Here is a 24,516-nt window from a genome sequence, read left to right on the forward strand (position 1 = left end):
AATAAGGTGAATAAAATAATTCATGCTGCGGAGAGTCAATCGCGGGATTAGCGGTGCTTTAAAGACGCCAGATACGAAAAGATGGCGCAGATTTGACCACGCCCGGTGATATAAAGAAGAATCAGACAGGTTTGGCGACAGTGTTGCCCGCCGCAATCCAGTCGGATCGGCTGAGGGTATACATCAGGCTGGCAGGCAAGCCCTCTGCATCCTCGACTCTTTTCAAAAAGGTTAAGCCCGCTTTCTCCAACACCCGCTGTGAAGCCAGGTGGTTTTCGCGCGTTACACCGGTGATAATGCTGAGTCCGGCTTCCTCGAAGCCATAACGAATAGCTCTGCGGGAAAGCTCTGTGGCATACCCTTTTCCCCAGGCCGCGGGCTCAAACCGGTATCCGAGATTATTGGTCTGACGGCCATCGAACTGGCTTCGGAATACCCCACCAAAACCAATGATTTTTTCCGGATGCGCTTTTTCGAATATCGTCCAGTCGCCAAAACCCTGGTCCCGATAACTCTCCTGTATACGCTCCATAGCCTGCACAGCATATTCCCTGTCAGGCCAGGGACCTCGTGGATTAAACCTATGCGTTTCAGGGTCACCATAGATTCTGAAGAGGTCGTCAAGATCCTCACGTAGGGTAAATCTGTAAAGTAATCGCTCTGATTCCCAGACCATCCTGCGCTCCTTTTAGGTACTGATCAGATACCCTTTTATAGCAGCATCCCTTTCTGAGACCAACTTTTACGACGCTTCTGTGCCCGATGAACACGCTGAGTTGTGGCCCGACTGAGGCGAGCACGCTGGATCGAGGCCGTTAATCTGCGATAAAAAAAAGGACGCGCCTGTTGCTCGCGTCCGTTTATTTGTTACGCCTGACAATTAAGCTGGACTGTGAACACGAAACGAATCGACCATGCCACGCAGCGCATGGGCCTGTTCAGAGAGCGATTGAGACGCTGACGAAGACTCTTCCACCAGCGCGGCGTTATTTTGCGTCACGCCATCCATCTGACTCACGGCGATGCTGACCTGAGAAATGCCCTGCATTTGCTCAGATGAGGAGAGGGAAATATTATCCATCGCTTCAGCCAGTTCACTTACCATGCCGACAATCTTCAGAATGCTCTGGCCGGTTCCGGCTGCCACCGAGACGCCCTGCTCTACCTGACCAACAGTCTGCTCAATCAGTGATTTGATATCCCGTGCTGCGGTCGCGCTTCGCTGCGCAAGGGAACGGACTTCACCCGCCACAACCGCAAATCCACGTCCATCTTCTCCCGCCCTTGCGGCTTCAACGGCCGCGTTCAGCGCCAGGATATTAGTCTGGAAAGCGATACCTTCGATTACGCTGGTGATATCGCGAATTTTTGCAGCACTGAGTGAGATACCATTCATGGTCTCGGACATCTGATGAACATCATTTTCACCGCTGCGTGCCAGTGATGCGGTTTCACGGGCCGAGCCTGCTGTCTGCTGTGCACCCAGCGTATTACTCTTCACCGTGGCGGTAAGCTGCTCCATGCTGGCAGCCGTTTCCTGCAATGCCGCCGCCTGCTCTTCAGTGCGCGAAGACAACTCGCTGTTGCCACGGGAAATCTCATCCGCCGCCAGCGCAACAGAGCCTGCAGATTCTTTGATGCGGGAGACCAGTTCACGCAGATTGGTCTGCATACTATCCAGTGAAGCCAGCAGGCTTTGCGTATCACCGCGACGCAATGCCACCGTCGTCGTAAGATCGCCAGAGGCGATAGCGGCAGCAAGCACCTGAGCCTGAGCGGGTTCACCGCCCAGTTGACGCATGAGCGTGCGGACAGTGAACAGACAGGTCGCCAGAGCCAGCAGGATGGAAATGCCCGCCAGAATCATCAGCGTGAAGCCGGTACGCGCCGAGGAGTCGCTGCTCATTACCACCGCTTTCTGCCCCTCCTCACTCTGGATCGTTGAAAGGGTATTAAGTGCATCAAGCAGAGTACGCTGTGCGGGGCGTGTCACCGTCAGAAGATAGGCAGTAGCTTCCTGTGACTTATTCTCCAGCCCCAACCGGCCAGCTTGCTCAAGTGAGTCGAGTGTCGCTTTTTCGGCAGAGAGACTTTTATCGAAAGCCTGGCGCGCAGCGGGAGTCGCATCATCCATCATGCGGGCCAGCTTCTCACGGTTAGTGATATAAATTGCCTTTTGGGCCAGTAACCGTTTCCATTCCGGCTCCATTGCTTTGGTATCGTTCAGTAGCGCCATGTTGCGCACCGCAATGCCCATGTCACGCAAGCTGCCGCGCATGTCGAGTACCATCTGATAGCGTTTCATCTTTACATTGACCACATCATTCATGCCATTACGGGCACTGCTGAGGGCATGTAACGCGATTCCGCTGCAAAGAATAAACAGCAAAATGAGCAGGCCAAAGCCGGTATACAGTCGAGTTGAAATTTTCACTGGCGAGTCTCATGAACGGTTGTAATAAGGTTGTAATGTATTCCTGGTATCGGCAGAGAAGGGAAAACATGTAGACACGACCGGTATTAAATTATTTCGTCGCTGACACTACGGCACGTATCGGTTTATTATTCCTCGGCGATAACCGGACTCTGTGACGCGTTTCAGACGTTAGCTTCATGCTTAAGATCTGTGTCGTATCGTCGTGAGTATTCTGGAAATTTATCAATGAAAGGACGATGAAAATGGCTGAGCAGCACAACATCATCACTGAACTGACTGAACTTGAGCATCTTTATGGGTCGGTTGCCAGGCCCTCAATTGCTAAGGTGACCGATCATATTCACCCCGCCTATCGGCCTTTTATTGCTGCCTCGCCTTTTGTCGCGCTGGCAACGTCCGGGCAGGAGGGTCTGGATGTTTCTCCCCGCGGCGATCCGGCAGGATTTATTGAAATCGACGATGAAAAAACCCTGCTGTTACCCGACAGGCGCGGCAACAACCGCATCGACAGCCTGCGTAATATTCTGCATGACAATCGGGTCGCGTTGCTTTTTCTGATTCCTGGTATTGGTGAGACATTACGTATTAACGGCACGGCGGTGATCAGCACCGATCCGGCGCTACTTGAGCGCTTCGCCGTCAACAACCAGCGCCCCAAAACGGTGTTACGCATTAGCGTGCAGAGTGTTTTCTTTCAGTGTAGCCGGGCGATTATCCGCTCCGGATTATGGGATGCCGAAACGCAAATATCCCGCCAGTCACTGCCCAGCACCGGCTCAATCCTTAAACAGATTGCAGAAATTGATGGCGATGCCTACGACAAAGCACTGCCTGAACGCCTGAAGAACACACTTTATTGAATGCTGTTCAGGATCAGTAGATCCTGTCAGTAAGCCAGGCAGCGATGGCGTCATACCAGGTCCTCAAGGATCTGCTTTGCATCAACGTAGTCGTATGAGGTGATTTCAATTTTATTATCACTGGGATCGCTGAAATAGACGGACATCGACACAGCGTGGTCACTGACGGTGAATGGGATCTTATTGTCTCTGAGAACAGGGATGAGTTCGCTAAATGAGGATGCTGCCACGCCAAAGGCCACGGTGTGACCGGGTAGCTGAGTGCTTCTGAGAAAAAGAGAGAGTGATGCCCGGTTATTCCTTATAACCAGCGGTCCACCCTGTTCGAACCAGAAATAAAGTGCATTGTCGCGGGAAAAGCCCAGGATCTTGTTATACCACGTCTCTGCCTGCTCAATATTTTCAACGTAAAGATGAATATGGTCGATCTCAGCTATTTTCATTACTCTGACTCCCTGATTATTATTCGCAGAAAGACTCGACTAAATGTTGTTGTAAAACAACCCGCAAAACAAAAAATGACTCATTGATGAGCGTCATGAAACTGGATTTTTCGACTCTATATTGCTGCTGGCAATACAATGTGCGCTCTCAACACGTCCTCTTCCTCAAAAGCACACACGCACACCCTGGTAACGATCGCAGGAATCGTTAAAGCAAAGATATTGCATTAAGACGCGGGTAGTCGTATACCTTAGCAAAAGCTAATATTTTGCATTAAGGTGATTTCCATGAATCCTGCATTGACACCTCAGGCCGCAACCCGGACCACGCTTTTTAGTTTTACCGGTGCGGCATTGATTTCAGCCACCAGCAGTGCGCCAACGCCACTTTACCCGCTTTATCGCAGCCTGTTTGACCTCACGCCGACCATGCTGACGCTGATATTTGGCGCTTATGCTTTCGCGTTGCTGGCAGCGCTACTGACGGTGGGTAAAGTGTCAGACTTTACCGGCCGCCGTCCGCTAATGCTGATGGCGCTGGGGATCAATGCGGTTGCGCTAGTGATCTTCATGACTGCCAGCGCTGCCACAACCTTAATTGCTGCCCGGCTGGTGCAGGGCTTTGCTACCGGTATCGCCTTGCCGACCTTTGGAGCCAGCCTGATTGACGCCAGTAAAACCCGCGGTCCACTTCTGAACTCAATTACCGCCTTTCTGGGAATGACGCTCGGCACGCTGGCAGGGGGAATCCTGGTCACTTTTGCGCCCTATCCTACCGTGACGCTCTATGCGCTGCTGCTATTACTGATGCTGGCCGCAATTGCACTGTTACCGCTGATACCTGAAACGATTGCACCCCAGCCTGGCGTCCTGGCCGCACTGCGCCCTCAGGTCAGCATTCCGCGACGCGCGCTGGGGCCGTTGCTAAAAGTGACGCCGGTTAACATTGCGACCTGGATGCTGGGCGGATTTTATCTGTCACTGATGCCCACGATGGTCGCGAACGCAACCGGCCTGACATCGCCGTTTATTGGTGGCTCGATTGTGGCGACATTGATGCTGAGCGCGACGGCTGCGGTGTTCATTTTTCGTCTTTTACCCGCCGCACGAGCTTTAGTCATTGGTACAGTGATGCTGATGGCGGGTGTCAGCGTAACCCTGACGGGCCTTTCTCTGCATAGCGTGGTCTGGCTTTATGCGGGCACCGCCATTGCGGGTCAGGGTTTTGGATCGATTTTCGCCAGTGTGCTGAAGATCATTATGCCGTTAGCCGAAAGCCATGAGCGTGCCGGGCTGTTCGCCGCCTTTTTAATAAAAAGCTATCTTGCCTTTGCCCTGCCTGCTATTGCCGCAGGCATTGCTGCACCCCATATCGGCTTGAATCAGACCGCATGGTGCTATGGCATGACGATTATTGTGCTGGCGCTGGTGTCGCTGCTGGCTGTCAGAGGTCGCGATCCGGCCGGCGCGGCCAGTTCCTGACGCCCGCGGCGGTAAGATGTCTGCCTTGTCGTCCTGAAACCGTGATTTTCACTTACACTCAACGGATAAATTTCAGGCGCAGTGGTTGCGTAATACCGTGAGTATGATGTCGAAATCCCAATCAGATACCGTTTTAGCCAGGTTTTCTCCCGCCACCCGACGCTGGTTTTCAGGGGCGTTTGCTGCGCCGACACCGGTACAGCAGGCGGCCTGGCAGGCGATTGCCCGTGGTGAACATGCACTGGTCATCGCGCCTACCGGCTCAGGAAAAACACTGGCGGCTTTCCTCACCGCCATCGACACGCTGTTTCAGGTCAGAACCAGCCAGCCAGCACCCACGCGTGAAACCACTACCCGCATACTCTATATCTCTCCGGTTAAAGCGCTGGCCGCCGACGTGCAGCGCAATCTGAATCTGCCGCTGGCAGGCGTTTACGCCGAGCGGCAGGCACTGAATGAGCCCGAAATCACACTGAATATTGGCATGCGGTCGGGCGATACGCCAAGCACTGAGCGCGCCAGATTATTGCGTCGCCCGCCTGATATCCTGATCACCACACCTGAATCACTGTTTCTGATGCTGACGTCAAAAGCGCGCACGACACTGAAGGGCGTGACCACGGTGATAGTCGATGAGGTGCATGCAGTCGCGGGATCAAAGCGCGGTTCTCAGCTGGCACTGAGCCTGGAACGGCTGGATGCGCTGTTGCCGAAGCCCGCCCAGCGCATTGGCCTGTCCGCCACCGTGCGGCCGGTGGAACGGGTCGCGGCCTTCCTGGGCGGCTGTCAGCCAGTGCAGGTGGTAAACCCAGCGGCCAATCGCACGCTGCATCTGACGATTGAGGTGCCGGTTGAGGATATGACTGACATTGCCAGCGCTGATAACCTGACAGATGACGTCACCTCTGCCAGCGGATCGATCTGGCCGCACATTGAAGCGCGCATTCTGCAGCAGGTCATGGCCCATCGCGCTACGCTGGTATTCGTGAATTCGCGAGGGCTGGCAGAGAAACTGACTGCACGGCTCAATGCGCGCTATCTGGCGCAGCAGGCAACTGCTGAGGTTCAGGATGCAGAGCGCACAGTTGACGACGATCTAATTGCCCGCTCGCACCATGGTTCTGTCTCCAAAGAACAGCGAGGCGAGATTGAAGCCGCGCTGAAGCAGGGCAGACTGCGCTGCGTGGTGGCGACGTCTAGCCTGGAACTTGGCATTGATATGGGGCCGGTGGATCTGGTAGTCCAGGTGGGCTCACCTTTGTCAGTGGCCAGTGCACTGCAGCGTGTGGGTCGCGCCGGACATCAGGTGGGCGGCGTATCAACCGGCATTCTGTTTCCGCGCACCCGACGCGATCTGCTGGATTCCGCCGTCATAATAGAGTCGATGCGGGCGGGTCAGCTTGATGCGCTGGCGCCGCCGCGTAACCCGCTCGATATCCTGGCGCAGCAGACGCTGGCCGCCGTCGCTATGGATCCCCTGCAGGCCGACGAATGGTATGCGCAGGTCTGCCGTGCTGATCCGTTCCGCACGCTGTCACGACGTCTCTTTGATGCCACTCTCGATATGCTGGCGGGGAAATTTCCTTCAGATGCCTTTGCTCAGCTGCGCCCGCAACTGGTATGGGATCGCCTGAGTGGAATGCTCACGGCACGACCTGGCGCGCAGCATCTGGCCGTAACCAGCGGCGGCACCATTCCCGATCGCGGGATGTTCAGCGTCATTCTGCCAGAAGGTGAAGAACAGGCGGGATCCCGCCGGGTTGGCGAACTGGATGAAGAGATGGTTTATGAGTCGCGGGTCAACGACATCATTACCCTGGGCGCGACGTCATGGCGAATCCAGAAGATTACCCATGATCAGGTGCAGGTAGTGCCCGCACCTGGTCGTCCCGCTCGTCTGCCCTTCTGGAGAGGAGAAGGCGTGGGTCGCTCGGCGGATTCGGGGGCAAGTCTGGGAATGTTTTTGCGTCAGCTAAACGCGGCATCACCGGACGATGCACAGCAACAGCTTCACGCGCTGGGACTCGATGCCCGTGCAGTAACGAATCTGCTGACTTTGCTGGCTGAACAGCGCGCGGCTACCGGTGTCGTGCCGGATGATCGCACGTTGCTGATAGAACGCTGCCGTGATGAAATCGGCGACTGGCGGGTCATCCTGCATTCGCCGTGGGGAAAACGGGTTAATGCGCCCTGGGCGCTGGCGATTGCTGCTCGTATCCAGCAACGTATGGGTATCGATGCCTCTGTTGCGGCCAGCGATGACGGCATTGTAGCCCGCTTTCCTGCCAGTGAGGGGCATTTACCCGCCGCTGACCTGTTCCGGTTCGATGCCGACTCGCTTACTCAGGAGGTCACTCAGAGTGTCGGCCAGTCGGCGCTGTTTGCCGCCCGCTTCCGGGAATGTGCCTCACGCGCGCTGTTGCTGCCGAGGCGTAATCCGGGCAAGCGTTCGCCGCTCTGGCAGCAGCGGTTGCGTGCAGGTCAGTTGCTGGAAGTCGCCCGTCAGTTTGACGACTTCCCGATCCTGATCGAAACCGCCCGCGAATGCCTGCAGGATGTCTACGATCTGCCTGCATTGCACCAGCTCATGGAAAAGCTGGCTCTGGACCAGATAAAAATGGTAGAGGTGACGACCGAACACCCCTCCCCTTTCGCTGCGCCACTGCTTTTCGGCTATGTCGCCGAGTTTATCTATGCCAGCGATGCACCTCAGGCAGAACGGCGCGCGTCATTGCTGGCGCTGGACAGTAATCTACTGGGTGAACTGCTTGGCCAGACCAGCAAGCGTGATTTACTGGCACCAGACGTTGTTGAACAGGTTGAAAAGGAATTGCAGCGTCTTGACACCCGCTATCACGCACAGCATGCCGAAAGCCTCATCGACCTGCTCCGCGACCTCGGTCCTCTCTCCCTTGCTGATATCGCGGCACGTTTTAGCGGCAACGATACGCAGATCAAAGAAGCACTGGCGCAGTTTTCTGCGGCCCGGCGAATCATTCCGGTTATCCTCGCGGATGAACTGCGCTGGGCGGTGATTGAAGATGCGGCTCGCCTGCGTGATGCGCTTTCCGTGGTATTGCCTGATGACCTGCCCGCGACATTTCTGGTGCCACAAGCTGCTCCACTACCCGATCTGATTAACCGCTACGCACGGACCCATACGCTCTTTAACGCTCAACAGCTGGCTACACATTTTGGACTGGGAGTGGCCGTAGTGAATGAGGTGCTGTTTACCCTGCTTCAGCAGGGCAGCCTGCTGAATATGGGCACAGTAGCGGACAAATCGGAAACAGAGTGGGTCTCCTCAGACATCTTCAAACGGCTGCGCTTACGTTCACTGCAGTCAGCACGCGAAGCAACCCGACCTGTTTCACCCACCGCCTGGGTCAGTCTGCTGCTGGAGCGTCACGGCTTGCTTAGCGCGCAGCGTGAAGAACTATCGGGCACCAACGGGCTATTACGGGTGATCGAGCAACTGGCCGGTGTGCCGTTGCCTGCCTCGTTGTGGGAGTCACAAATTTTGCGCGCCCGGATAGTCGACTATCAGCCTGCGATGCTCGACGAACTGTTAGCCAATGGCGAAGTAATCTGGTGCGGACATAAAGCGCTGGGCCAGAGTGATGGTCTGATCTCGTTTCACCTGACTGAATTTGCTGATGAAACGCTGCCGGTCATTGACACAACCCAGCCCCTTACATCGATACAACAAGCAACTATCGACGCATTAAGCCGCGGTGGCTCGTGGTTTGTTCATGAGATCATGGCGCAGATGGAAAATGAGGAGACCCATCCCACTGAAATCAATGATGCCCTGTGGCAGCTGGTGTGGCAGGGCTACGTCAGTTCCGACAGCTGGATTGCGGTACGTGGATTACTGACCACACCAGTCATGACCCGTTCGCGCCCAACGCGTTCTCTGCGCACCCGATTTGGACAGCGCTTATCTCCAGGCGCGCTTCCCACCCGCCGGCCTGCGGTTAATAGGCTGGCGGGTCGCTGGTCGCGGATTCGCAGACAGGAAATTACGCCTGCCCGGCTTGGCCTGTCACTGGCAGAAAACCTGCTCGACCGTTATGGGGTGATCACCCGTGGCTGCGTGATATCGGAACAGATCCCCGGGGGATTTCCGGCTTTGCAGCCGGTTTTACGTGGCATGGAAGATGCCGGTCGGCTGCTGCGCGGTCAGTTTGTCGCCGGGGCAGGCGGTGCGCAGTTTGCCGACCACCAGACCATTGAGCGGCTTCGGGTGCTGGCAGATAACCCGGAAACGCTGACAGAGGCCGTAGCACTCAGCGCACTCGACCCGGCTAATCCGTTTGGGGCAATGCTGAGCTGGCCGATCCACGCCAGCGGTATTCGCCCGACCCGTCGTCAGGGTGGCCGGGTTGTGATCGCAGGCGGTGCGCTGATACTTTATCTGACCCCAGCAGGTAAAGAGTTACTGACGTTCAGTGAAGAGCCCGCGCGGCTTCAGACGGCGGTGGCGGTGCTGGGCATGGCGCTGAAACGGGATAAGTCGGCGAGTTTTACCCTGGAAACGGTAGATGGGGAACCGGTGACGCAGTCATCGCTGCTTAACGCACTGCGTCACGCCGGATTTTCACGCGTGCCGCAAGGCTTCAGCTGGTATAGCTGAGTTTTTTCGCGCTCGTTTGTTTCGCGTACAAAGTCGATGAAAGCCTTAAGCGGCGCCGGAATCAGACGCCGATCGCTGTAGTAGAGCCACGGGCCGGAAAAGGTCAGCCACCAGGACTGCAGCAGCGGTTCCAGTTTGCCGCTGTCCAGGGCTGGACGGAGCCACTCATCAAACAGATAAATTATGCCGCTTCCGGCAATGGCCGCGTCTACCGCCAGATCCATAGCACCCCCGACGGTGACCACTAGCGGCCCGCTGGTTTCAACACTGATTTCCTCACCCTCGCGGCTGAAGGTCCACTCCGCCATGATGCCGCTGGCGTAGCGACCCCGCAGACAGCGATGATGGATAAGATCGCGTGGATGTTCCGGGCGGCCATATTCAGCAAGATAGGCCGGTGAGGCTGCCAGCGCGAAACGCTGCAGACGCGGGCCTATGGGTATCACCACCGTATCCTGCTCCAGCCGCTCATCGTAGCGAATCCCGGCGTCACAGCCGTCACGAAAAACATCCTGTACATTGCTTTCCGCAACGATTTCCAGCCGGATATCAGGATAACGCTGCAGAAATTCCGGTACCAGCGCGGGCAGTATCAGCCGGGTGGCACTAACCGGGACATTCAGACGCAGCGTCCCACCAGGCGTATTACGGTAGCGATTGACCGCATCCAGTGCAGCATTAACTTCGTTCATCGCAGGCAGCAGACGTTCCATCAGCGCCCTGCCCGCTTCGGTTAACACGACGGTGCGGGTGGTGCGGTGAAACAGTCGGATACCCAGTTGCTGTTCTGCCCGGCGCACCGCATCGCTGAGCCGTGAGGCATTGCTTCCGGTCACACGCGCCGCTTCCCGAAATCCTCCTGCTTTTGCTACCGCGACTACAGCATCAAGCAGCGCCATATCGATCGCCATTGTGCACCACCCCGTACAGTCCGTCCTGATTTCACCCGATAGTTGCACAGCTAAATCACCGTTACAATTGATCTACATTCACGCAGGAGGTTTTCATGTCAAATACCACCATGACTTATCCGTTAGGCGATCGTGAAGTCAACCGTCTTGGTTACGGCGCGATGCAATTAGCCGGGCCAGGTGTCTTCGGCCCAGTGAAAGATGAAGCCAGGGCAATACAGGTTCTGCGCGACGCTATCGCGGCTGGTGTCAATCATATCGACACCAGCGACTTTTACGGGCCGCATGAAACCAATCAGTTAATCAAAAAGGCGCTCTATCCTTATCCTCAGGATCTCTGCATTGTCACCAAAGTAGGCGCCCGTCGCGATGCGAAAGGTGGCTGGCAGGCGGCGATGGAACCCGAGGCGCTGACGCAGGCAGTGGAAGATAACCTGCGCAACCTTGGGCTGGACGTGATTGAGGTCGTGAACCTGCGCAGTATGTTGCATCCGGCTAAACCTAAAGAGGGCTCCCTGATGCCACAGCTGGAGGCGTTGCTGGCGTTACAGGCTCGGGGACTGATTCGGCACATTGGCCTGAGCAACGTCACTGCCACACAAATTGCAGAAGCGCAGGCCATCACACCGATTGTCTGCGTGCAGAATATGTATAACCTCGCGCATCGACAGGATGATGAACTGGTGGATCAGCTGGCGCAACAGGGCATCGCTTACGTGCCGTTTTTTCCACTGGGCGGTTTCTCCCCGCTGCAATCGGATCGGCTTAATGAGGTCGCAGTATCCCTGAAGGCTACGCCGATGCAGGTCGCACTCGCGTGGCTACTGCGGCGCTCGCCCAATATTCTGCTGATTCCGGGTACGTCATCGCCGGAACACCTTAAAGAAAACCTCGCCAGTGCCAGTCTGCAACTGTCAGATGAGGTGATGGAAAAGCTGAACGCGATATAACATCAGGCCCGCAATTTGCGGGCCTGATTCTCTGGTGGTTCAGAAATGGCTCAGGCAGGCTGCCAATGGCGGCTTGTCGCTGCAACTGATGTGGTGATCAATTTGTTCAATCATGTAAGGGTAAAACGGGTTGGAGGTAGCACGCATGATCGAGTCCAGCCCGACAATCAGCACGGCACTCTCTCCGCGTAGTGACAGCGTCCCAAAACTAATACCAAACTCATTCTTCTTAGCGGGTGCACTGCCATATAAACCATCCTCAGCAGGAAATGGAATGGCAACATGCGACAGCGAGTAGAGACCTGCCGGATAATCAATTGCCAGCGGTTTAATCTGTTCCTGAATCTCACCGGCAGGCACGCTTTTCGTTACCATTTCCAGCGACGTCGCTGAGGCATTAGTGATAACCGTTGAGGCATAACGGCGACGGGCAGCGGGCAAAAGCTGATTTACCGCAGTGTATGAGGAGTGACGAAATAGCGGACTGACGCTGACCGCCTGATTGATATCGAATAGCACCAGCTCACTGCCATTCTCCGGCAGGAAATTGTACAACGAGCGGATCACCGAGGATGTGCTGACAGTAGAATCCATAACCGACTGGAAAGTGAGTACCGGCGGGAAGGCAGACAGCTGTTTATTCCGTGCGTAATGCTGGATCTCTTTCTGCAGCGCCTGCGTCAGCAAATAGGTCTGACGGGCAGCGTGAACCGGGAAAGAGTTATATTTAAAGGGATTAAACTCCGGCACGATGTTCAGCCACGCGGTTTTTGAAAACGCCGGAAATACAGCGGGCAGCCCGGCAATACCGGCAAAGCGGGCAAAACGCGTTACACCAATCATCGGCGATAACAGTATGAGCTGTTGCGGACGACGCAGTGTGTGATCATCCAGGCTGTCGAGCGCGTATTTTACCGCCAGCGCCCCACCGTTAGAGAAACCGACCAGATGCAGCGGCGTCTGCGTGCCTGCCAGACGGGTCGCTTCTCTTACTGCGAGACGTGTGGCGGCCATCCAGTCCTGCCAGTCTACATCCGTCAAACCGGCAGGCACCGTACCGTGACCCGGTAACCTTATCGCGACGACCGCATAACCCTGTTGATAATAAACGTCTGCCACATGGCGCAGGCTATAGGGACTGTCGGTCAGACCATGTAACAGGACAACGGCACCGCGCGGGGTGCCCGTTGGTCGCAGGATATAAGAACGGTTCCAGTCCTGCACGAAACGGCCAGGGTAGATCATGCTGCCGGCGTAATATCGATTAAGTGGCGTTTTGTCTTCAGCTTCAAGTTTGTCGCTGACCTGCTGCTTCATCTCATTAAAAAGATGGTCTTCGGCATTGAGATAATCAGCATAAGTTGCGTTATCCAGCTGGCTCGCGGTCAGCTCATGGGGAATCCAGGTGTGCCAGCGCTTTAACTCCGGTCCGCGCTCGGCTTCATAAATGCGGATAATCAGAAGTAGCAGTAATACCAGCCCCGTCACTATCCCCAGCCGCCAGAGTCTGCGTTTAGCCGTTTTCCACTTCCGGTTCATACGTCCTTTCCTGAAAAATTAAAACCCATAATGACACCACGCGAATAAAAAGCTGCGATTATAGCGGAGAGTGGGATGCGATCATTGTCAGTAGTCATGCTAGCTTAATCCGGATTTACAGAAAGACTTAGCGGAAAAATGCAGAGAGAGACGCTGGCGATTTCAGCCTGAAATCGCCAGCGCTGTATAAAAATAGAACAGAATATTTGCTGATTACAGTGAATGCTTTGGCGGCCTGGAGATGAAGGGAAGCGCTTAGGGATGAATTAGAGGGGAATGGTAACGGCGTAAAACCGGATCCGACCGTCAGGCCGAATCCGTTGAGGGCTTATAACGCTTCAGCCTCTCTGCGCTTTTCACCGAACTTCTCTTTCATGTGGGACTCAATCTCTTCAAGGCTCTTGCCGCGCGTCTCGGGAACCATTGCCATCACAAAGAATAGCGACCCGACATTAATTGCGGCAAAGATAAAGAAGGTTGTGCTGCCTGCATATTCCATAACAGGTGGGAAACCAAATGCCACCACAGCATTAAATATCCACTGTAGTGAGACGGCACCACCGGTTAATACGCCACGCAGTTGCATCGGGAACAGCTCCGACATCATCAGCCAGTAAACCGGCGAGATGCACATCTGCATACAGAACAGGAACATCAGAATGCATGCCAGGGCGAGATAGCTCTGCATCACACTGGAGCTCATAAAGGTCAGCACGCTGCCCAGCATGATCTGTGCCGTGATGACCAGACATAAACCCGTAATCAGCATGGTGCGACGCGGGAAGCGACTAATGGCCCAGATACCGACAAACGTGGCCAGAACAGAAACCACGCCATTACCGATGGTGGCGGCGATTGAGGCACTGGTCCCCAGACCAGTCGACTTCAGAATGATCGGTGTGTAGTACATGAAGCCGTTGACGCCAGTAAACTGCGCGACAAAGCCCAGTCCGACACCAATAATCATCAGACGGATAACCCACTTCTCACGGATCAGTGTTTTCGCATCCGGCCCGCGTTCTGCCGCCCTCGCCTGCTTCTTCATCTGCGCCATCTCATGACGCACTTCGCGCGGCGTTTCACGCAGATACTTCAGAATCTTTTTCGCCTCTTTTAAGCGCCCTTCCGCCACCAGCCAGTGTGGGGACGCAGGAACGAAGAACGTGCCGATGAACAGCAGGAATCCCGGTACCATCGCAATCGCCAGCATGTAACGCCACAGATGTTCATCATGCAGCAGATAACTCAGAAGCGTACTGGCGACATAGGCAATAAGCTGTCCGGTCACGATCATCAGCTCATTGCGGCTTACCAGAGGTGCACGCAGGCGCGGTCCGGCAATCTCGGCAATAAACACCGGTACAGTTGAAGAGCCACCGCCGACAGCAATCCCCAGCAGGAAGCGCATCGCCACCATAATATTCACCGAGGGCGCCAGCGCCGTTCCCAGTGAACCCAGAACAAAAATGACTGCAAGGCTGCGTAACGTAATACGGCGGCCAAAACGATCAGAAAAGAAACCACTCAGGAAAGAACCGATGGCCGCGCCGAACACAAGCGAAGAAGCTACCAGGCCTTCAGTGAATGAATTCAGTCCCAGGCCGCCCTGACCGGGTGGTGAGCTCATATAAGGTAACGCACCCGAAATAATCCCGGTGTCATAGCCAAAAGCCAGCGCGCCCATAGTGGCGACCAGCACCACGAGAAAAATGCGCTGGCGTACCGTATCCGCAGGCGCATGATCGCCTGCTTCACCAGAGTCTGGTGTATTCGTACTCATAATATTCCTGCCATTAATAAGTTAAACATCCGTTTGATTACATTTCATACGGAATAGAAATGGAACATATTTACCGATTGGGCAACGAAGTGTAGACGGTATTTGAAAGTTAGCTTTAGCAATACGCCTTTCAGGGGGAGATAAATAATTAAAGAAAGAGACTGGAGTAACCGTGACCACCTGAACGTCTTTTCTGACTTCGAATCCCTGACGTACCGACTGGAATGCGCCACAGACTCGCCATGCTGTGAAGCAGTACAGGTCTGTGTTCACAGCTCTATTGAATGTGCTGACCATACCGTTTCTTGTTTGCTGAGTGCCGGTGCGCAGCTCATTCTCAGGCAACCATCCACTACTGAAGACGTGACGGTTGTCTGGTTCGCTGCTTAATCAGTGGTGAAGTCCCTAGCGACAAGCGAATCAAATCAACAATCCTGATTGCTGATTGCTGATTGCTGATTACTGCTTGCTGACTGGGATAAGGTCGCGAGGTGAGCTCAAAGCGGGTAAAGGAATAGACATATTGGTGGGATATGGACGTCAGATGTTTTTGAGATGCCGGGCATTAAGATCTATTCGCCACTTCAAAGCCTGCTTTATGAAATATCACAGGATGATAAAAAGCGCTGTGGTGCAACGCTGCATAACACTCTGTTTACTGATTGCAGTGGTCAGCGGGTTTATCTGCCGCCTGATTCTGATAGTGCGGGTAAACTGGCACTGATAAAGGGGATGGTTACGTTGAGAACGGCGTAATGCCAGATTCACTGTAAACAGCGATTGTTTATAGTTTTTGTCATCATGCTGCTTAATGACATCTGCATAGGGTTTAGCTGGCGACGCTCAGTTAGTCTACGCAACATAGTGAATCTGATGCTTACCGGGTTTCAGTTTGTAATTCAACACTGACACTTTCGTTACTCTAACCCCATTCCTGATACCTTTACGCTGAGATCCACACCGTGAACATGCTATTGCTCAGAAAATAAGTTTGTTACGAGAAAAAAGTTATCCACTTTTTCTGTGGATAAGTGAGGGATATTTTATGAGTATCTTTTTTCATGCACTATCCATGACCTCTCTGACCGTAATGTGAGATTCATAGAGGCTCTCATTTTTCCAGGCATGTGCAGTTTCAACAAAGAATAGCCATTAACCAAGTGGCGATTTCAGGCTGAAATTAACTGCAATTTACATTTAAAAACAATGATTTAATAGAACATTATACTGGCGGAGGCTTTTGCAGACAAAAGTTTCGCAGAGGGAGCTACGCATTATCCTCAGGGAGCGAGTTATGGAGAAGTTAAATCTCAGGTTACTGGTTACTAATGAACCAGCAGAAAAATACGTGCTTGCATTAACACTATTTTTTCAGTGAAGGCTGACATCGATGCAAGTTGATTATTGTTGTATCAGATTAAATTCGCTTTTGTTATTCATTGTATTCCAGCCGGCTAACTCATAATTTTCAGCTCTGACTACATGACAACATAATATGGCGATTTCAGGCGCCAGCAAGACTGGGAAAACTCTATAAAACCAATAATAATCATAAGCTTAAACAAGAACCACCTTGCTCCGGGCTGGCGATTTCAGCCTGAAATTCATGATTCTGCATCCCCTTTAATTGCTCTCAGGCCCAATAAAAAAGCCAGCGTTAAGCGCTGGCTGATTGGTGTGAGGTTGATTCAACGGTTAAGGTATTTCTTGAGCGTTTCAGCGATGACTTTATCAAGCTCTTCCTGCAACTCTTTTGATTGCCGGTTAAATTCATAACTAAACATACGACCGCGTACCTTTTTACGGGCAAAGCGATCTTTATCAGCAAATGACCATAGCGCAGTCGCCTGCGTTTTGTCTTTTTCCGGTTCTCTCATCAGCGTCTGACTTCCCTGTCGAATCAAACGCAGAATGTGATTTTTAAGCTCATCCTCAGCCAGCCCGTCACGGGCGCAGACGACATCAATTTCTCGCGAGATCGATTTAATCAGGGCTTCTGTGCTTTGTCCGGACTCACTCAATTTGTCAGCAGCCTGAAGCAGTGCTTTGTAGTCGGGATAGGTAAGCTCAGCCTGATTAGGAAAGAGTGCAATTAAATCTGACGGCACACTGGCGGCCTGAAGCGCACGTGTGACTTTCGCTTGCGATAAGCCCTGGTTTTCTGCGATTTCTTTCTGCGACAGACCGCCATCTTTAAGCGTTAACAGTCGCATTCCCACTTCACGCAAATTGTGTTCGCGAGCAGTCTGAATATCCTGTGCCAGTCTGCGTGCTTCATCCGGTGTAATTGCAGCATCAGTAACCAGCACGTCCAGCCCGGTTTTACAGATAAGCGCGGCTGCACGTCTGCGAGAGCCATCCAGGATTTCTATGCGCTCATCACGCATTACGCCAATAGCCGGGAAAAACTGCTGCAGCTTGATGGTGCGAATAATGTCGCGCAGTGAGTCAGGTGTCAGTCCTGTTTGATCGCGGCCATTCGTTTCCATCGTGACGAATGTCTTACTTTCAACATCACTTGCCGCAATACGTTCAAAACGAAACTGGGCGCGCTTGCCCGTTGCCAGTACAAATGTCTGGTTATGCTGGCTGTCATTCGTGTCATTTTCCAGTGGAGTCTGGCTGAAGGTTCTGCCAATCGTAATTCTTTTTGCGCTCATACAAACCTCAGTTCAGGCGAATAAATTCGATACGGTCGAAGACGGCTTTTGCAAAATCCTCTGCCGCGGAACGTGCATTCTTCAACGCTTCGCTGCTACCGACATAGGTTGACGGATTGGCTGAGATAACCGTATCAAACGATTCACCGCAACGTTCGAACCCATCCAGGCGGGGTAGGGCGGCATCGAGCATATCCCCGCCAAAAATCTCTTTTGCCAGGCTATGGCAGAGTTTGTGGTCAGCTTTATTAGAGAGCTTTGACATAAAGCCAATGTTGCCCTGCAGGCGACAGGTGGCGCCGGAGTCTTCGATAATCGCAATCAGTTCCGGCAAACGTGTCAGGTATTTTAATGTTGAATGGAAGTCAACCTGAGCGGGTGGCACCGGCGTCATCAGGAGATCTGAAGCGGCAATCGCATTTTTCAGGAAAGCATCAAGATGTGGGCCGCTGTCGATAAAGATGAAGTCATAATCTTTTTTAAGTTTGGCAATCACATTGTCGTACAGCACAGCATGAACGTTCTGTTCTGGCAGATGCTCAGCACAAAGCTGGTCCCAGCTTGAGGCGATAAAAGCATCATCAATCGACGCGGGCAGCACATCCACACCAGGGATAATCGACGGAACAATAAATTCATTAACCAGTTCATCACGGGAGACGTTTTGCAACATCGCCTGTGCGGCAGTGGCTTCTACCAGCCCAACGGAACGCTCGTGATTCAAAAACATGGTTGCCGATGACTGCGGGTCGAGGTCAATAACCAGAATGCGTAAATCTTCATATAAGAGATGAGGATGGGCACGAAGCGCATGGGCCAGTGAAACCGTAGAGACGGTTTTGGAAACGCCGCCCTTGAGATTACCCACAAAAATAGTGAAAGCATCACTATGACGATCCCGGTATTTCGGCACGCCACGATGATGGTAGATATCGATAATATTCTGAATCGACATGGCATATTTAACAGAAGAACCGGCAGCCCTTTTATCAAACTGATAACCGCTCTCTTCCATCTCATTCACCGCGTAATCGACGCTGGCACGGGTCAGTTTGGGCAACTTTGCTAACGCCGCTTTGGCATAGACCTGATAGTACGTATTTTCATGCAGTTCCTGCTTCTGCGCCTGAATCTGGTCGGTAAGGCTAAGAAGCATGCGTTCTGAACGCTGTGCAACTTTCATCACCTGTTTGTCATCGTTAGCCATGGTTGCTCCAAACATGTAGGATTTATGACTTTATACAGAAATCCTGCACGTGAGGCAATAAATTATCATCTCAACATGATATGCGTTTTTATGTGAGTACACGGTTTTTGGTGAGCTTCATCACATTATTGATTCTGTATGAATAGTCTTTGCAGATAAAATTTGCAGAGCATTCACTGTAATCAGCAGATCATTCACTGTAGTGAGCAGATCAAAAGGGAGTGGAATACGAAAACCTGATGCAAAACGAGAGCAGACGAGTTCAGGGTATCTCTCAATACTCATTAAGCGTTCACTGTAATCAGCAAATCCACGTCATATCAGATGATTTGTGAGTCAGTCATGAGCTGTATTTTAAAGAGATTAGTGGGTACGTAGCCAGTTGCTCCACCCACTATGCTGAATTTGAACGTTGTCTGTATAAACGTTCACTGTAATCAGTAGAATTGCTCCGGGTGGCGTCTTGCCAGGAAGAACGTTCACTGTAGTCAGTAGATGCGTCCTTCAGGTGTCAGCGTGAAAGAGTAGGGCGACATAAACGTTCACTGTAGTCAGCAATATCAGGCTATTTAAATGTGAGTGAGTCATAAAAGCATTGGGACCAAATGAAAGGCCAGACATCGCCAAATTCCAGGCCAGAGTAGGTCGGTGGTGAAGAGGATAAGGGTTCGTCTGCGTTCACTGTAATCAGTAAATCCTGACTGAAGCGAACGACATTCACTATAGTCAGTAGACACAGTAAGGACTTCACAAACATTCACTGTAGTCAGTCAAGAGTGCGCGTTCTTACAGCGCCAACCGGTGCCCAGCCGTGACAAACAAACTATGACTTTCAACGTGTACGCTATGACTGACAAGCCTGGATCAGGCGGTCCTCTGCTTTTGTACATCAATAAGGGCATGACTCTTGTGACGTAACATTCACTGTTATCAGTAGCCGACGCAACAACTCGTCTATTCTCTCAACAAAGATTCACTGTATTCAGTAGAACGTTCACTGTAATCAGCAGGACGTCGCTGCTCAATCATAGCAACCTGGACTGCCCTGAATGGGGCTTCAGGTATAAACGTTCACTGTAATCAGTAGACCAGATGGCAAACGGGATGGCAGCAATGCGCAGGAAAGAGGACGATGTCAGCCTGCATACATTCACTGTAATCAGTAACAGTGTCACGTTGATCAACAGCCTGGCCTGTCCGTCATCACTGACTGGGAGGCACGATCCCGCGATGAGCCTGAGTGGCACAACAGAGTACTAACATTCACTGTAATCAGTAGCGTTCACTGTAATCGGTAAAAGAGAGACGTGCCCTTAGCCTGAATCCATACATTCACTGTAATCAGTAAACAGGGCAGAGACAGATACTAGCAATAAAGTATGTAAGTACATACTTACTCTAAAAGCCTTATAAATAACCGCGTAGAGAGTTGCAGGCTAACATCGGGGCGTGGGTCATCACATAGCCTTTACTGATTACAGTGAACAATACTGATTACAGTGAATGCCTGAGGAGTACTGATTACAGTGAAGGGTGAAGTCATGGAAGCAATGTCATCCTGCTCAGAGGAAGTGACACTGCCACGCAGGAATGCTGATTACAGTGAACGTCAGGCGTTAATCTTCAAACTCGATCTCATCCAGCGAATCAATGCTCTCCAGATTACCGATACCATCAAGCTTAGGCGTGCGACTGTGAATAATGAAAAACACAGAGCGGCCGCGCTTCACTTCTGAATAATCCAGATAACCGATCTCTTTTAGCTGCTCCATCGCGCGCCTTACCACGTGGTTCTGCGTAGTGGTCTTTGAACCGAGGTTAAGACGCATGCGCAAACGTGCAAGGGAGATGGGTGCCGGATTGGTCGGCAGACTCTCCAGGAAGGTGTAGAGCGCCTGCGCAGACTCTTTACGCTTGAGGCGGGAGATGGCCCGGAGCTGAAGCAGTACTTTGTGGTCGAAATTATAAAGTTCGAACAGCTTAGGATCAGCCTGAATGCGGACGATATCTTTTTCACGGTCGTAATAAGCAGACTGCACCAGGTGGGTATGATACGCCTTGCCATTGCCTTCAAAGGAGAGGGTATTGGTCGCAATACGTCGTAGCGAGGCATCAAGGCGTTTTCGTAGCGCAGCGGAAGAGTTAGCAGAGGGAATGCCGCACATCTTCACAAAATCAATAAACGGCAGGGTGACCGTGTCGCCTTTGGTCGGATAACGCGAGAATGACTGAATAATACCTGCCCAGGTTTTGAAATCGTTATCCATATCCAGCCGCGCGCCGGTAATGGTAATCTTTTCGTAACCCTCCGCTTTCACCAGCGTCAGGTTCTTTAGCTCTTTCGTCGCATCTGTTGAGGCCATCGCCCCGGATTTCCCGCGAGCGGTCGATTTCAGCGTTGGCACAAAGAGCCCGAGACGCATTAATGCGACGGGCTGAACGGTATTATTCTTGTTGGGATGAAGCTGGATAACTTCACCACTGTTTTTTGTCACAGACAGAAAAGGTTCTAGTAACGCTTTGTTTTCGTTGTCTTTATCTGCCATGGCGTAAGATCTTCATTCTGTGGATGAAAGGGATCGTTTTCTGACTACAGTGAACATTAGCACTGTTTACAGTGAACATTCTACCTGGTACAGTGAATAAAGTACTGATTACAGTGAACACTTTACTGATTATAGTGAACACGATCACCCTTTTAGCCCTTGGTGGGCGCGGCCTGCGACGATCGGGGATCTCTTAGGATCTCTCTATGATCTATTAAGGATCGTCTTTTAGGATCTGGTCACTGTATAAGTGGAAAACTGCTTCAAAACGTAATCTTCGTACATGTTATTTATCAGCAAATGATTGTTAGCAATTAGCAGATTACTTGACTGAATCTTCGCACCACAAATTCCAGATTCTCATATAATAAACAACTTCCTCACTATTATTCATTTTTCATCATCAACTACAGCGCGTATCGTCTCTCCATCACTGACAGAATGAGGAAAACGGCACCATGACTGAACATGCCCTATCACATAACCCCGCAACTGGTGAAATTCTGGCACGCTATCCACTGCAAAACCCGGCAGAGCTGGAGCAGACGCTTGAAACCAGCGCATCAGCTTTTGCCACATGGAAACACAGCAGCATGACCGATCGGGTTCGCGTATTACGCCAGCTTGGTGAGCAACTGCGTCTGCGAGAGCCTGATCTTTCCCGTATGATCACAACGGAGATGGGAAAACCCATTTCGCAGGCACGCGCTGAAGTCCTTAAATGCGCCAACTTATGCGACTGGTATGCTGAGCATGGCCCTGCAATGCTGGCCGACCAGCCCACCCAGATTGCTGATGCATGGCAACGATTCCGTCCCATCGGGGTGATCCTGGCGGTGATGCCATGGAATTTCCCACTGTGGCAGGTTCTGCGAGGCGCAGTGAGCATGTTGCTGGCAGGTAACACCTATCTGCTGAAACACGCGCCTAACGTCATGGGCAGCGCCACACTGATGGCTGAGCTGTTCAGCGCAACCGATCTGCCAGCGGGTGGCTTCAACCTGGTCAACGTCGACAACGACGGTGTCTCAGTCGCCATCAAAGATGATCGTATTGCTGCCGTCGCCGTAACCGGCAGCGTACGGGCTGGCGCAGCCATCGCCGCACAGGCAGGTGCAGCATTGAAGAAAACCGTGCTGGAATTGGGCGGATCCGATCCCTTTATCGTGCTGGCAGATGCCGATCTTGATGAAGCGGTTAAATCTGCTGTCATTGGGCGTTTCCAGAATACCGGGCAGGTCTGCATGGCCGCTAAACGCTTTATTATTGAAGCGCCAATTGCAGAAGAGTTTGAAAAGCGTTTCACGGCCGCGGTTCAGGCGCTCACCATGGGCGATCCTCTGGATGAAAACACCTTCCTGGGCCCAATGGCTCGCGCCGATCTGCGTGACGAACTGGATGGACAGGTTAAAGCGACACTGAGCGAAGGCGCACGTCTGGTGCTGGGTGGTGAAAAAGTAGCAGGGCAGGGTAACTACTATGCGCCGACCATTCTCGCAGATGTCACCAGTAACATGACCGCATTCAGACAGGAGCTGTTTGGCCCGGTCGCGGCTATTGCTGTGGCACGGGATCCTCAACATGCACTGGAGATCGCCAATGACAGTGAGTTTGGCCTCAGTGCAACCGTCTGGAGCGGTAACGAAGAGATTGCCGATCAACTGGCGCGGCAGCTGGAGGTTGGTGCGGTGTTTATCAATGGCAACGGCGCGTCCGATCCGCGCGTTACCATCGGTGGCGTGAAGAAAAGCGGCTACGGCCGTGAGCTGTCGCACTTTGGTGTGCACGAATTCTGTAACGTGCAGACCGTGTGGAAAAACCGCCGCTAGTTCTTATTGCGCCGATGGAAGATAAGCGGGCGCTGCTTTAGCGACCGCACTGAGCGGACGCAGCAACCGATCCGGTGCAAACGCACTCAGCATCGGTGACGCTGTGCCGCTCAGCATCTCCTCAGCCACCAGCCTGCCCAGCAACGGGGCAAGGGTCATTCCGCTATGGCTGACCATCAGATAAACGCGTGCTGACGCGCTGATGTAGCCTGTTGCCGGTAAGCCATCAGCCGGACGCGACCGCTGTCCTGTTTCAATCCGCTCAATTCTCGCACCTTCCGCGTTTTTAAACAGCCGACGTAATCGGCGCAGCATCTCTTTACCGATCAGTCCATCCGGCGAGACCGGCCGTGCCGGATCTGCATGCTGATCCAGATCCAGCGCCTGCAGCATCAGGCGGCCGCCGCCATCCGGCCGTACATTCAGTTCCGGGGTTATCAAATTGCATTTAAGTGGGATCGGCAGAGGCTGCGTCTGCGCCAGAAAACTACAGGCAACAGGATCGGCGCGATTTGCATCGGTCATCGCCAGTTCAAGCCCACATTGACTCATGAGTTCCGGTGCCCAGCGGCCAGTCGCCAGTACCAGCTGATCGCCACGCCATTCATCACCACTGGCCAGTGTCAGATGCACATCCCGATTTGTTTCAGTCAGCGTTGTCACTTCATTGTTGCAGACCAGCTGTCCGCCACTGGCGCGCAGGTCCGCCAGCAGAGAGGCGATAAACAAGCTCGGATAGAGCAGGCACTCCGACGGGAAAAACCATGCGTGCTGAATGCGGGGATCGAGCCGCAACGCGGGCAGAGCATCCAGAAGTGCGGCGCGGCTACGTTTTTCAACGGGATAATCAAGCGTTGTGAGCTTTGCTGCGCGTCGCGCCAGCTGGCACAGGGACGATTGATCGGCTGCCCACTCCAGCGTGCCGGTTTCCAGCAGCCATTGGGGTGATGCAGGATGACTGGCCTGCCAGCGCTTGTGCTCGTCTATCGCATGGGCATTCAGATCATGGTAGCTGGTGGGTTCCTTGCCGTTGGCATTAACCCAGGCATAGCTGATTTGACTGGTTCCGCTGCCAGGATAGTTTTTATCGAAGACGGTGACCTGCGCGCCCCGTCGCGACAATGATTGCGCGACGGCTAAACCCAGCACGCCTGCACCGATTACGGCAATACGTTGTGGCATATCTGGTCTCTCCTGAACAGGGATGAGTGGAAAACTGCTTCCCGCCGGGTCGTT

15 protein-coding genes are annotated in these 24,516 nt (G+C 53.0%); 5 read left to right on the forward strand and 10 right to left on the reverse strand.

Annotated features, from left to right (window positions below):
• Window positions 1-121: 121 nt before the first annotated feature.
• Both EE896_RS19610 and EE896_RS19615 read right to left on the reverse strand, forming a co-directional pair.
• A complete protein-coding gene (locus tag EE896_RS19610; protein ID WP_140034262.1) occupies window positions 122-676 on the reverse strand; it encodes a GNAT family N-acetyltransferase in 555 nt (184 codons plus the stop codon).
• Between the two features lie 204 nt (window positions 677-880).
• Entirely contained in the window at window positions 881-2,434 is a 1,554-nt protein-coding gene (locus EE896_RS19615) for a methyl-accepting chemotaxis protein (RefSeq protein ID WP_105099612.1), read from the reverse strand.
• 245 nt (window positions 2,435-2,679) lie between these two features.
• Between EE896_RS19615 and EE896_RS19620 the strand changes: the two genes are divergently transcribed.
• The gene (locus EE896_RS19620) at window positions 2,680-3,297 is read left to right on the forward strand and encodes a pyridoxamine 5'-phosphate oxidase family protein (RefSeq protein WP_003848235.1); all 618 of its coding nucleotides are present in this window, start codon (window positions 2,680-2,682) and stop codon (window positions 3,295-3,297) included.
• A 50-nt stretch (window positions 3,298-3,347) separates the two neighbouring features.
• Here the strand turns inward: EE896_RS19620 and EE896_RS19625 are convergent, their stop codons facing one another.
• Window positions 3,348-3,740: a VOC family protein gene (locus tag EE896_RS19625; RefSeq protein ID WP_003848232.1), complete on the reverse strand. Its 393-nt coding sequence runs from the start codon at window positions 3,738-3,740 to the stop codon at window positions 3,348-3,350.
• A 288-nt stretch (window positions 3,741-4,028) separates the two neighbouring features.
• On the opposite strand from EE896_RS19625, the gene EE896_RS19630 reads away from it, so the two are divergent.
• Both EE896_RS19630 and EE896_RS19635 read left to right on the forward strand, forming a co-directional pair.
• Window positions 4,029-5,222 carry an MFS transporter gene (locus EE896_RS19630; protein WP_140915537.1) on the forward strand — a complete coding sequence of 398 codons (1,194 nt, stop codon included), beginning with the start codon at window positions 4,029-4,031 and terminating at the stop codon, window positions 5,220-5,222.
• 103 nt (window positions 5,223-5,325) lie between these two features.
• Window positions 5,326-9,858 carry an ATP-dependent helicase gene (locus EE896_RS19635; protein ID WP_238343255.1) on the forward strand — a complete coding sequence of 1,511 codons (4,533 nt, stop codon included), beginning with the start codon at window positions 5,326-5,328 and terminating at the stop codon, window positions 9,856-9,858.
• Here EE896_RS19635 and EE896_RS19640 read toward each other — a convergent pair.
• A complete protein-coding gene (locus EE896_RS19640) occupies window positions 9,810-10,769 on the reverse strand; it encodes a LysR family transcriptional regulator (RefSeq protein WP_105099615.1) in 960 nt (319 codons plus the stop codon). The two genes, EE896_RS19635 and EE896_RS19640, sit on opposite strands and share 49 nt — an antisense overlap.
• Before the next feature lie 95 nt (window positions 10,770-10,864).
• Between EE896_RS19640 and EE896_RS19645 the strand changes: the two genes are divergently transcribed.
• Window positions 10,865-11,719 carry an aldo/keto reductase family oxidoreductase gene (locus EE896_RS19645; RefSeq protein ID WP_008924462.1) on the forward strand — a complete coding sequence of 285 codons (855 nt, stop codon included), beginning with the start codon at window positions 10,865-10,867 and terminating at the stop codon, window positions 11,717-11,719.
• A 39-nt stretch (window positions 11,720-11,758) separates the two neighbouring features.
• Here the strand turns inward: EE896_RS19645 and EE896_RS19650 are convergent, their stop codons facing one another.
• From EE896_RS19650 to EE896_RS19670, 5 genes are all read right to left on the reverse strand, one after another.
• Window positions 11,759-13,258, reverse strand: a complete 1,500-nt coding sequence (locus tag EE896_RS19650) for an alpha/beta hydrolase (RefSeq protein ID WP_105099616.1) — start codon at window positions 13,256-13,258, stop codon at window positions 11,759-11,761.
• 328 nt (window positions 13,259-13,586) lie between these two features.
• Window positions 13,587-15,038 (reverse strand): sugar porter family MFS transporter, encoded by a 1,452-nt coding sequence (locus EE896_RS19655; RefSeq protein WP_003848221.1) that lies wholly within the window; start codon window positions 15,036-15,038, stop codon window positions 13,587-13,589.
• Between the two features lie 1,688 nt (window positions 15,039-16,726).
• A complete protein-coding gene (locus tag EE896_RS19660; protein ID WP_140915535.1) occupies window positions 16,727-17,698 on the reverse strand; it encodes a ParB family protein in 972 nt (323 codons plus the stop codon).
• 7 nt (window positions 17,699-17,705) lie between these two features.
• Window positions 17,706-18,905 (reverse strand): AAA family ATPase, encoded by a 1,200-nt coding sequence (locus EE896_RS19665; protein WP_003855844.1) that lies wholly within the window; start codon window positions 18,903-18,905, stop codon window positions 17,706-17,708.
• 1,616 nt (window positions 18,906-20,521) lie between these two features.
• A complete protein-coding gene (locus tag EE896_RS19670; protein ID WP_003855845.1) occupies window positions 20,522-21,451 on the reverse strand; it encodes a RepB family plasmid replication initiator protein in 930 nt (309 codons plus the stop codon).
• Between the two features lie 458 nt (window positions 21,452-21,909).
• Here EE896_RS19670 and EE896_RS19675 point away from each other — a divergent pair, with 458 nt between their 5' ends.
• Complete coding sequence (locus EE896_RS19675; RefSeq protein ID WP_140915534.1) at window positions 21,910-23,280, forward strand: aldehyde dehydrogenase family protein; 1,371 nt, start codon at window positions 21,910-21,912, stop codon at window positions 23,278-23,280.
• A gap of 3 nt (window positions 23,281-23,283) precedes the next feature.
• Here EE896_RS19675 and EE896_RS19680 read toward each other — a convergent pair whose 3' ends face one another.
• Window positions 23,284-24,462 carry an NAD(P)/FAD-dependent oxidoreductase gene (locus tag EE896_RS19680; RefSeq protein ID WP_140915533.1) on the reverse strand — a complete coding sequence of 393 codons (1,179 nt, stop codon included), beginning with the start codon at window positions 24,460-24,462 and terminating at the stop codon, window positions 23,284-23,286.
• Between the last annotated feature and the right edge of the window lie 54 nt (window positions 24,463-24,516).

This window comes from Pantoea eucalypti (genome assembly GCF_009646115.1).
Lineage (GTDB): Bacteria > Pseudomonadota > Gammaproteobacteria > Enterobacterales > Enterobacteriaceae > Pantoea > Pantoea eucalypti.

Bases quoted from the DNA above. Each gene is read 5' to 3' on its own strand.
- EE896_RS19610 (WP_140034262.1), bottom strand. From the start codon at position 676: ATGGTCTGGGAATCAGAGCGATTACTTTACAGATTTACCCTACGTGAG.
- EE896_RS19620 (WP_003848235.1), top strand. From the start codon at position 2,680: ATGGCTGAGCAGCACAACATCATCACTGAACTGACTGAACTTGAGCAT.
- EE896_RS19625 (WP_003848232.1), bottom strand. From the start codon at position 3,740: ATGAAAATAGCTGAGATCGACCATATTCATCTTTACGTTGAAAATATT.
- EE896_RS19630 (WP_140915537.1), top strand. From the start codon at position 4,029: ATGAATCCTGCATTGACACCTCAGGCCGCAACCCGGACCACGCTTTTT.
- EE896_RS19635 (WP_238343255.1), top strand. From the start codon at position 5,326: ATGATGTCGAAATCCCAATCAGATACCGTTTTAGCCAGGTTTTCTCCC.
- EE896_RS19640 (WP_105099615.1), bottom strand. From the start codon at position 10,769: ATGGCGATCGATATGGCGCTGCTTGATGCTGTAGTCGCGGTAGCAAAA.
- EE896_RS19645 (WP_008924462.1), top strand. From the start codon at position 10,865: ATGTCAAATACCACCATGACTTATCCGTTAGGCGATCGTGAAGTCAAC.
- EE896_RS19650 (WP_105099616.1), bottom strand. From the start codon at position 13,258: ATGAACCGGAAGTGGAAAACGGCTAAACGCAGACTCTGGCGGCTGGGG.
- EE896_RS19655 (WP_003848221.1), bottom strand. From the start codon at position 15,038: ATGAGTACGAATACACCAGACTCTGGTGAAGCAGGCGATCATGCGCCT.
- EE896_RS19660 (WP_140915535.1), bottom strand. From the start codon at position 17,698: ATGAGCGCAAAAAGAATTACGATTGGCAGAACCTTCAGCCAGACTCCA.
- EE896_RS19665 (WP_003855844.1), bottom strand. From the start codon at position 18,905: ATGGCTAACGATGACAAACAGGTGATGAAAGTTGCACAGCGTTCAGAA.
- EE896_RS19670 (WP_003855845.1), bottom strand. From the start codon at position 21,451: ATGGCAGATAAAGACAACGAAAACAAAGCGTTACTAGAACCTTTTCTG.
- EE896_RS19675 (WP_140915534.1), top strand. From the start codon at position 21,910: ATGACTGAACATGCCCTATCACATAACCCCGCAACTGGTGAAATTCTG.
- EE896_RS19680 (WP_140915533.1), bottom strand. From the start codon at position 24,462: ATGCCACAACGTATTGCCGTAATCGGTGCAGGCGTGCTGGGTTTAGCC.